This window comes from Sinomonas terricola (assembly GCF_034931225.1).
Taxonomy (GTDB): Bacteria; Actinomycetota; Actinomycetes; order Actinomycetales; family Micrococcaceae; genus Sinomonas; species Sinomonas terricola.
The window spans coordinates 49,068-58,366 of the sequence record NZ_JAYGGQ010000021.1 but is presented as its reverse complement, the minus strand read 5'-3'; the positions used below and the strand labels follow the sequence as shown (position 1 = coordinate 58,366).

6 protein-coding genes and 2 rRNA genes are annotated in these 9,299 nt (G+C 66.1%); 5 read left to right on the top strand and 3 right to left on the bottom strand.

What is annotated here, in order from left to right:
- The first annotated feature begins 232 nt into the window (after positions 1 to 232).
- The 3 genes from SPF06_RS20465 to SPF06_RS20455 all read left to right on the top strand — a co-directional run bounded on the left by SPF06_RS20465 (position 233) and on the right by SPF06_RS20455 (position 4,262).
- Positions 233 to 3,359: ribosomal RNA gene (locus tag SPF06_RS20465) — 23S ribosomal RNA — on the top strand.
- A gap of 175 nt (positions 3,360 to 3,534) precedes the next feature.
- Positions 3,535 to 3,651 (top strand): 5S ribosomal RNA (rrf, locus tag SPF06_RS20460).
- Positions 3,652 to 3,737: 86 nt separating this feature from the next.
- Complete coding sequence (locus tag SPF06_RS20455) at positions 3,738 to 4,262, top strand: SRPBCC family protein (RefSeq protein WP_323281007.1); 525 nt, start codon at positions 3,738 to 3,740, stop codon at positions 4,260 to 4,262.
- 40 nt (positions 4,263 to 4,302) lie between these two features.
- On the opposite strand, the gene SPF06_RS20450 is transcribed toward SPF06_RS20455, so the two are convergent.
- A complete protein-coding gene (locus tag SPF06_RS20450) occupies positions 4,303 to 5,328 on the bottom strand; it encodes a LacI family DNA-binding transcriptional regulator (RefSeq protein ID WP_323281006.1) in 1,026 nt (341 codons plus the stop codon).
- Positions 5,329 to 5,461: 133 nt separating this feature from the next.
- On the opposite strand from SPF06_RS20450, the gene SPF06_RS20445 reads away from it, so the two are divergent.
- Both SPF06_RS20445 and SPF06_RS20440 read left to right on the top strand, forming a co-directional pair.
- Complete coding sequence (locus tag SPF06_RS20445) at positions 5,462 to 6,094, top strand: DUF2461 domain-containing protein (protein WP_323281005.1); 633 nt, start codon at positions 5,462 to 5,464, stop codon at positions 6,092 to 6,094.
- A gap of 113 nt (positions 6,095 to 6,207) precedes the next feature.
- Positions 6,208 to 6,630, top strand: a complete 423-nt coding sequence (locus tag SPF06_RS20440) for a hypothetical protein (protein WP_323281004.1) — start codon at positions 6,208 to 6,210, stop codon at positions 6,628 to 6,630.
- 3 nt (positions 6,631 to 6,633) lie between these two features.
- Here SPF06_RS20440 and SPF06_RS20435 read toward each other — a convergent pair whose 3' ends face one another.
- Both SPF06_RS20435 and SPF06_RS20430 read right to left on the bottom strand, forming a co-directional pair.
- Complete coding sequence (locus SPF06_RS20435; RefSeq protein WP_428985810.1) at positions 6,634 to 8,118, bottom strand: DUF4032 domain-containing protein; 1,485 nt, start codon at positions 8,116 to 8,118, stop codon at positions 6,634 to 6,636.
- A 79-nt stretch (positions 8,119 to 8,197) separates the two neighbouring features.
- Entirely contained in the window at positions 8,198 to 9,280 is a 1,083-nt protein-coding gene (locus SPF06_RS20430; protein WP_323281003.1) for an ABC transporter ATP-binding protein, read from the bottom strand.
- Between the last annotated feature and the right edge of the window lie 19 nt (positions 9,281 to 9,299).

Sequence of the window (9,299 nt, the reverse complement as noted above, 5' to 3'; positions counted from 1 at the left end):
GTCTTGCGGGGGGTGTGGGGGTTGTTGTTTGAGAACTGTACAGTGGACGCGAGCATCTGGGACGGTGCCGCTTCGCGGGCCCCTTGTGGGGTGCGGGTTGTGGTGTCGTCCTGTGCAATTTCTTTATTTTTTGGCCTCCGGCCTGCCTGTGCCTCTCTGCCCTTCTGGGGTGGGTGTGTGTGCGGGGTGGTCGGGGGTTCCTTGACGAAGTTCTTGTGCCCGTGTTGTGGGCATGGAGGTTTTCAAGGGCGTACGGTGGATGCCTTGGCATCGGGAGCCGATGAAGGACGTGGGAATCTGCGATAAGCCTGGGGGAGTCGATAACCGGACGGTGATCCCAGGGTGTCCGAATGGGGAAACCCTGCCGCATGTCATGTGCGGTGACCTGCCGCTGAACGCATAGGCGGTGTGGGGGGAACGCGGGGAAGTGAAACATCTCAGTACCCGCAGGAAGAGAAAACAAGAGTGATTCCGTCAGTAGTGGCGAGCGAACGCGGATGATGGCCAAACCGTGCGCGTGCGATACCCGGCAGGGGTTGCGCGCATGGGGTTGTGGGGTCCTGCTTGGTGTGCCTGCCGGCGCGCCGGGGTGCGGACGGGTGTAGGCGAACGGCTTTGAACGGCCGGCCGCAGCGGGTGTGAGCCCCGTAGCCGTAACACCTGTTCTCGTGCCCTTGCGGGTGTCCCCGAGTAGCACGGGTCCCGTGGAATCCCGTGTGAATCTGTCAGGACCACCTGATAAGCCTGAATACTACCCGATGACCGATAGCGGACCAGTACCGTGAGGGAAAGGTGAAAAGTACCCCGGGAGGGGAGTGAAAGAGTACCTGAAACCGTGCGCCTACAATCCGTCAGAGCCGGCTTTGCCCGGTGATGGCGTGCCTTTTGAAGAATGAGCCTGCGAGTTAGTGCCGTGTCGCGAGGTTAACCCGTGTGGGGGAGCCGCAGCGAAAGCGAGTCTGAACAGGGCGTTCAGTGGCGCGGTCTAGACCCGAAGCGGGGTGATCTACCCATGGCCAGGTTGAAGCGACGGTAAGACGTCGTGGAGGACCGAACCCACTTCAGTTGAAAATGGAGGGGATGAGCTGTGGGTAGGGGTGAAAGGCCAATCAAACCCCGTGATAGCTGGTTCTCCCCGAAATGCATTTAGGTGCAGCGTTGCGTGTTCCTTGCCGGAGGTAGAGCTACTGGATGGCCGATGGGCCCGACCAGGTTACTGACGTCAGCCAAACTCCGAATGCCGGCAAGACTAGAGCGCAGCAGTGAGACCGCGGGGGATAAGCTCCGTGGTCGAGAGGGAAACAGCCCAGACCGCCGGTTAAGGCCCCCAAGCGTGTGCTAAGTGGGAAAGGATGTGGAGTCGCAGAGACAACCAGGAGGTTGGCTTAGAAGCAGCCACCCTTGAAAGAGTGCGTAATAGCTCACTGGTCAAGTGATTCCGCGCCGACAATGTAGCGGGGCTCAAGCACACCGCCGAAGCCGCGGCAGCCCCATGTGTCCCTAGCCTTCGGGTTCAGGGGTGGGGCTGGGTAGGGGAGCGTCGTGCGGGCGGTGAAGCCTCCGGGTGACCGAGGGGTGGAGCCCGCACGAGTGAGAATGCAGGCATGAGTAGCGAAAGACGGGTGGGAAACCCGTCCGCCGGATGATCAAGGGTTCCAGGGTCAAGCTAATCTGCCCTGGGTGAGTCGGGACCTAAGGCGAGGCCGACAGGCGTAGTCGATGGACAACGGGCCGATATTCCCGTACCGGCGAAGGACCGCCCATGCCGGACGGCCGTGTGCTAACCGACGGATCCCCGTCGCCGCTGCCCTTCGGGGCCGCGGTGCGCGGGGTGAGCGCGGGACCCCGGGCCGCGAGGCAAGCGCATTAACAGGTGTGACGCAGGAAGGCAGCCCGGCCAGGCGATGGTTGACCTGGTCCAAGGACGTAGGGCGAACGGCAGGCAAATCCGCCGTTCACGTGCCTGAGATCCGACGGGACCCCCGCGAGGGGGGATCGGGTGATCCTATGCTGCCCAGAAAAGCATCGGCGCGAGGTCCGAGCCGCCCGTACCCCAAACCGACACAGGTGATCAGGTAGAGGATACCGAGGCGATCGAGAGAATCGCGGTCAAGGAACTCGGCAAAATGCCCCCGTAACTTCGGGAGAAGGGGGGCCCCGACCGTGATGGAGACGCGCTCTCCGGAGCGGGTAGGGGCCGCAGAGGCCAGGGGGAAGCGACTGTTTACTAAAAACACAGGTCCGTGCGAAGTCGCAAGACGATGTATACGGACTGACTCCTGCCCGGTGCTGGAAGGTCAAGAGGACCCGTCAGCCCCATCCGTGGGGTGAAGCGGAGAATTCAAGCCCCAGTAAACGGCGGTGGTAACTATAACCATCCTAAGGTAGCGAAATTCCTTGTCGGGTAAGTTCCGACCTGCACGAATGGAGTAACGACTTCCCCGCTGTCTCGACCGCGAACTCGGCGAAATTGCACTACGAGTAAAGATGCTCGTTACGCGCAGCAGGACGGAAAGACCCCGAGACCTTCACTATAGTTTGGTATTGGTGTCCGGAGCGGCTTGTGTAGGATAGGTGGGAGACTGCGAAGCGGGCACGCCAGTGCCGGTGGAGTCGCCGTTGAAATACCACTCTGGTCGCTTTGGGCATCTCAACCTCGGCCCGTGATCCGGGCCAGGGACAGTGCCTGACGGGTAGTTTAACTGGGGCGGTTGCCTCCCAAAGGGTAACGGAGGCGCCCAAAGGTCCCCTCAGCCTGGTCGGCAACCAGGTGGCGAGTGCAAGTGCACAAGGGGGCTTGACTGTGAGAGAGGCATCTCGAGCAGGGACGAAAGTCGGGACTAGTGATCCGGCGGCACCTCGTGGAAGGGCCGTCGCTCAACGGATAAAAGGTACCTCGGGGATAACAGGCTGATCTTGCCCAAGAGTCCATATCGACGGCATGGTTTGGCACCTCGATGTCGGCTCGTCGCATCCTGGGGCTGGAGTAGGTCCCAAGGGTTGGGCTGTTCGCCCATTAAAGCGGTACGCGAGCTGGGTTTAGAACGTCGTGAGACAGTTCGGTCCCTATCCGCTGCGCGCGCAGGAGATCTGAGAAGGGCTGTCCCCAGTACGAGAGGACCGGGACGGACGAACCTCTGGTGTGGCAGTTGTACCGCCAGGTGCACCGCTGCTTGGCCACGTTCGGATGGGATAACCGCTGAAAGCATCTAAGCGGGAAGCCCGCTTCAAGATGAGATCTCCAGGCACGCAAGTGCCGAAGGCCCCCAGCAGACCACTGGGTTGATAGGCCGGACGTGGAAGCAGGGACTGAAGACCTGCGAAGCCGACCGGTACTAATAGGCCGACAACCTCAACCACAACACACTCGCTACGCGTCCACTGCACGGTCCCCGAACAACAAACCCCAGGGCACCACACCACAACAGAACACAGCCACGCGGCCCCCGCCCACACACGGGCACGGGACCGCCACCGCAACCCGCAACGCTTCCCACCCACCCCACACCGGGGCACAGGGACGGGAGAGAAGGTTACGGCGGCCATAGCGTGGGGGAAACGCCCGGACCCATCCCGAACCCGGAAGCTAAGCCCCACAGCGCCGATGGTACTGCACCCGCCAGGGTGTGGGAGAGTAGGACACCGCCGGACAACACCACCCGAGGGCCCCACGACGACGTGGGGCCCTCGCGACATTTAACAACCCATATTCGGCGCCGAACCGGAGGATCCTTCAGGTGGAACCGCTCTTCTCGCATCGTCCTGACTCGGCCGTGCCAGACGCCGCCCCCGGGCCGCCGCCGTCGCGCGTGTATCGGCTCGCGGTGCCGGCCCCGCGCGACGTCGTCTTCTCCGCCTTCGTCGGAGATCTCCACCTGTGGTGGCCCGCGAACTACACGGGCTTCGGCGCCGGGACCTACGCGTATGTCGACGAAGGCATCATTGGTGAGGAGTCCGAGGCCGGCGAGTCGCAGGTATGGGGCGCAGTCGCCGAGGAAGCCCCCGGCGAGTTCATCCAATTCGCATGGACTCTCGCGTGGCGCTCCGAGGTGCCGACCCGGGTGCGCGTCGACTTCGCCGACGCCGAGTCGAGTGATGCGCTGCCCGACGGGGGCACGGTCATGACGTTCACCCACGACGGATGGGCGGCGGGTGCCGAAGGTCGCGCGCAATACGAGAAGTACAGCGAGTGGCCCATCATTCTGGGGCGCTTCGCGGCCTATTTCGGCGTGCCCGAGGACTCGGTCGAGCCTCTCGCGTAACCCCGATGACCGGGCCCTGCGCCGTGCAGGAGCTGCGGCATCAGCCTCGCTGGGCCGCCTTCGGCGCCGCAGTGCTCGACCGGACCACGAACTCTGGTTCGATCGCCGCGCTGGGGGGAGCTGCGCCGTCGCCCTCGATCTGCCCGAGGAGCATGTGCACGGCAGTCTCGCCCTGCTTCCGCGGGTTCTGGTCGAAAGTCGTGAGGCCGAAGAGCGGGCCGAGGTCGTGGCCGTCGATGCCGACAATGGAGACGTCGTCCGGCACGCGGAGGCCGAGGTCGCGTGCGGCGAGGATCGCGCCGAACGCCATTTCGTCTGACGCCGCGAAGATCGCTGTGGGCCGGCCGCCGGGGGCGGCGAGCAGCCGCTTCGAGGCAGAGTATGCACCGCTGACGGTGAAGTCCGTCGCGGCGAGCCACGAGGACCGGACCTCGAGGCCCGCGTCCTTCATCGCGGCGAGGAAGCCCTCGCGGCGGCTCGTAGGAAGCGCGAAGTCGCGCTCGAACTCCGCCGTGCCGCTCACGTGCGCGATGTCCCGATGCCCGAGGCCGATGAGGTGCTGCGTTGCCTCGCGCGCGACGGCGACGTCGTCGATCCGGAGGGTGGCGACTCCCGCGATGGGCCCTCCCACCCCGACGACCGGGCGCTTGACCCGCATGAGGCGATCCACCTCGTCCGAGGAGAGCTCGAGCGACACCGCGAGTACACCGTCGAGCCGCTGCCGCAGGAGGAAGTCGTTGAGCACGCTCTCCCGGTTCCCTGGCTGTTCGCCCGTGTTGTAGAGCGTGAGGTCGTAGCCCGCCTCGAGCAGTGCCTTCGACGCACCCTCGAGAACGCTCGAGAAGAACCACCGGCTCACGCTGGGAAGCATGACGCCGATGTTCCGTGTGCGGCCAGAGGCGAGGCTCGAGGCGTTGTAGGACGGGACGAACCCGAGCTTCGCCGCCGCGTCGAGGACTCGCTGGCGACTGCGCGGCGAGACGTTGCCCCGGCCGCTCAGCGCGCGCGAGACGGTCGCCATCGAGACGCCAGCCGTTTCGGCCACGTCGCGGATGCTGACTCCCACGCGCCCTCCTCTCCCTCGGCATCACCAGAATAGTTCGGTTCGCGAGGACGGCCGCGTCGGTTACGCCGTGAACGGGGGCGGGGGCCCGAGGAGGGATTGCGGCCAGTCCTGCCGATCCGCCATCATCCTGTCCATGAGCGACTTCGAGGGATTCCCCGCCGAGGGCCCGGCGTTCTACGCCGAGCTCGAAGAGAACAACACGCGCGAATGGTGGCTTGAGCACAAGGACGTCTACGAGCGGGCCATCCGTGGGCCCATGCTTGCGCTCCTGGACGCGCTATCGGGCGAATTCGGCGAGGGCAAGGCGTTCCGGCCGAACCGGGACGTGCGCTTCAGCAAGGACAAGTCGCCGTACAAGACGTCGCAGGGAGGCTTCGCCGCGACGGACGAGGGCACGGGCTACTACCTGCACCTCGACGCGACGGGCCTCATGGTGGGCGGCGGCTGCCACGCGTCGATGCCAGCGCAGGTCGCCAAGTTCCGGGCCGCCGTCGATGCGCCCGCGTCCGGCGAGGAGCTCGTCGGAATCGTCCACGCCCTGCGCGCGGCCGGGTTCGCCATCGAGGGCGAGCGGCTCAAGACTGTCCCGCGCGAGTTCGGGGCCGAGCATCCGCGCGCCGAACTCCTCAAGCACAAGTCGCTGACCGCGGGGAAGACACTAGGCACCCCCGAATGGCTCGGTACCCCCGAGGCGCTCGAGCGCATCCGCGGATACTGGACCGAGCTCCGCCCACTCGTCGAATGGCTCTCGGAGCACGTGTACTGAATGCTCCCCCGGGAGTAGGCGAATTTACTCCCAGCGCCGAACGACCGCGGGAGCTTCGAGGGCAAGAATGATGGGAAGCAGTTCACCCCCGAGTGCCCACGCAGGAGACCTCCATGACTGAATCCGCCATCTCCCCGGACAAGCTCCTCCGCAGGTCACGCGAAGCACTCAGCGCGCTGGCCGTCATGTTCGTGCTCGGAATGGGCGCGAACCTCATCGGGAGCCCCGAAGACAACAACGACGGCGCGCGGGTGGTCGCGGGCGTCGTCCTGGGCCTGCACGCGCTCGTCGGCATCGGGGTCGTTGTCGTGGCGGTCCGCGTGTGGCTTGCGGCCCGCCGGCTCGGGGTCGGGGCGCGCCCCGCGCTGTGGGCGCTCGTCGTCCTCACCGTGACATTCCTGGTCGGCGTCGCGACGATGCTCACGGGGAACGGGTGGCTCTCGTTCCTCATGGCCCTCGGCTTCCTCGTCGGGGCCACGCTGTACGTCCAGCTTTCCGCCGTGGCGTCGCGGGCAGCTCGGGTCGCGGCCGCCTGACCCTCAGTCGACGTCGACCGCTTCCTCGGCAGGCGAGGCGACCCCGTCGTCGTCGACCTCGTCTTCGGCGGCCTCGCCGTCGAGCTCGTCATCGTCGTCCAGCTCGTCCTCGTCATCGACGAGGTCGTCGCCGTCCGAAGCCGGCTCGAGGAGCTTGAGCGTCGCGGTGTCCGGGTTGAGCATGATCGCGGCCTCGTCGCGGCGGTGCCGGAGGACCGTATCGATGTAGGACTGGAGGGTCTCAGCGAGCGGCACGTGGCGGTCGAGCTTCTCCGACATGTACCAGCGGTGCTCAAGGACCTGGTGCACGACCTCGGCGGGCTCGAGCTTCCCCGAGAGCTCGCGGGGGATCGCGCGCACGATCGGCTCGAAGACCTGGCTCACCCACGCGTGGGCGGCGATCTCCTCGTCCTGGCCGGGGAAGTTGTCGGCCCGGAACGAGTCCATGTCGTTGAGCAGCCGACGGGCCTGGTTCTCCTGGGTGTCAAGGCCCGTCAGCCGCAGGAGCCGCCTCTGGTGATGCCCGGCGTCGACCACTTTCGGCTGAAGCTGGATGGTCGAGCCGTCCGGCGTCGTCTTGATCGCGTATTCCTCGACGTCGAAGCCGAGTTCGTTGAGGCGGCGGATGCGCGCGCTCACACGCCAGCGCTCGCCGAGCTCGAACGATTCCTTCTCCGTGAGCTCGGCCCACAGGTTGCGGTAGGACTCCATGATGCGTTCACTCGTCGCGACCGGATCCACTTCGGAATCGATGAGGCCGCCCTCGAGGAGGTCCATGAGCTCGCCCGCGATGTTGACGCGCGCGATCTCGAGATCGTATTCGCGCTGGCCGGTCGAGAGATCGGGGTACAGCTCGCCGGTTTCGGCGTCGACGAGGTACGCCGCGAACGAGCCCGCGTCGCGGCGGAAGAGTGTGTTGGAGAGCGAGACGTCGCCCCAGTAGAAGCCGATGAGGTGGAGCCGAACAAGCAGGAGGGCCTGCGCGTCGATGAGGCGCGTGAGAGTGTCCTTGCGGAGCGTCTGCGAGAACAGCGCGCGGTAGGGGAGCGAGAACTTGAGGTGCCGCGTCACGAGGACGGGGTCGAGGGGCTGGCCGTCCGGCGTCTGGCGATCGCGGATGACGGCGACGGGCTCGACGCACGGGACGTCGAGCCGCTGGAGGCGTCGCAGCATGTGGTACTCGTGGCGGGCGATGTGCTCGCCAGTCTCCTTGACGGCGATGACCGAGCGGCCGAGCTTCGCGAAGCGCACGATGTGGCGCGAGATGCCGCGGGGGAGTGCGGCGAGGTACTCCTCGGGCCACTTCTCGAGGGCGATGTGCCACGGGAGGTCGAGGAGTTCGGGGTCGGCCGCGGCCGCCGTGATGCTGAGGGATCCCTTGACGTTCGCGGGCGGCGGCTCAGGGAGCGGTTCTGTGCGGGGGAGCTTCCCCAGCATCTCGTAGTCGGTCGGCTCGTCCTGCCAATTGGCGCCGTTCATCGTGCTCATTTCAGGGGTAAGCGCTTCCGGGGAAAACGGCTGTGCCCGCCGGGGAACCGGCGGGCACAGCTGAGGTGTCCTGGACTGGTCAGGCCGAGAGGCGGAGGCCGGTCTTCGTGTCGAAGAGGTGCACGTGGCCCTGCTGCGGACGGACCCAGATCTTGTCGCCCTTGAGCGGAGGACGGCGGCCGTCGACGCGAGCGACGATGTCGTGGTTCTGGCCGCCCAGGTTCGTGTGGCCGTAGACATACGCGTCGGCGCCGAGCTCCTCGACGACGTCGACCTCGACCTCGAGGCCCTCGCCCTGCGGCGCGGTCTCAAGGTCCTCGGGACGGACGCCGAGGGTCACGGTGCTGCCCGAGGCCTCGGCGAGGACATCGCGCGCCACGGGGTAGACCGTGCCGCCGAACTTCACGCCGTTGTCCACCTCGGGGAGCTCGAGCAGGTTCATCGCGGGGGAGCCGATGAAGCCAGCGACGAAGACGTTCTGCGGCTTGTCGTAGAGGTTGCGCGGGGTGTCGACCTGCTGGAGGAGGCCGTCCTTGAGGACCGCGACGCGGTCGCCCATGGTCATGGCCTCGACCTGGTCGTGCGTGACGTAGACCGTCGTGACGCCGAGGCGGCGGGTCAGCGACGCGATCTGCGTGCGGGTCTGGACGCGGAGCTTGGCGTCGAGGTTCGAGAGCGGCTCGTCCATGAGGAAGACCTGCGGGTTGCGGACGATCGCGCGGCCCATGGCGACGCGCTGGCGCTGGCCACCGGAGAGGGCCTTCGGCTTGCGGTCGAGGTACTGCTCGAGGTCGAGGAGCTTGGCGGCCTCGCGAACACGCTGCGCGCGCTCTTCCTTCGAGACGCCGGCGATCTTGAGGGCGAAGCCCATATTGTCCGCGACGGTCATGTGCGGGTACAGGGCGTAGTTCTGGAACACCATCGCGATATCGCGGTCCTTCGGCGGGACGTCCGTGACGTCGCGGTCGCCGATGAGGATGCGGCCCGAGTTGACGTCCTCGAGGCCAGCGAGCATCCGGAGGGAGGTGGACTTTCCGCAGCCCGAGGGGCCGACCAGAACGAGGAATTCGCCGTCTGCGATCTCGATGTTGAGCTTGTCGACCGCGGGCTTGTCGGTGCCCGGGTACAGGCGGGTCGCGTTGTCGAACGTCACTGTTGCCACAGTAATCTTTTCCCTTCAC

Excerpts from the sequence above, each read along its gene's own strand:
- SPF06_RS20435 (WP_428985810.1), bottom strand. The coding sequence starts at position 8,118 with ATGAGCACGATGAACGGCGCCAATTGGCAGGACGAGCCGACCGACTAC.
- SPF06_RS20440 (WP_323281004.1), top strand. The coding sequence starts at position 6,208 with ATGACTGAATCCGCCATCTCCCCGGACAAGCTCCTCCGCAGGTCACGC.
- SPF06_RS20445 (WP_323281005.1), top strand. The coding sequence starts at position 5,462 with ATGAGCGACTTCGAGGGATTCCCCGCCGAGGGCCCGGCGTTCTACGCC.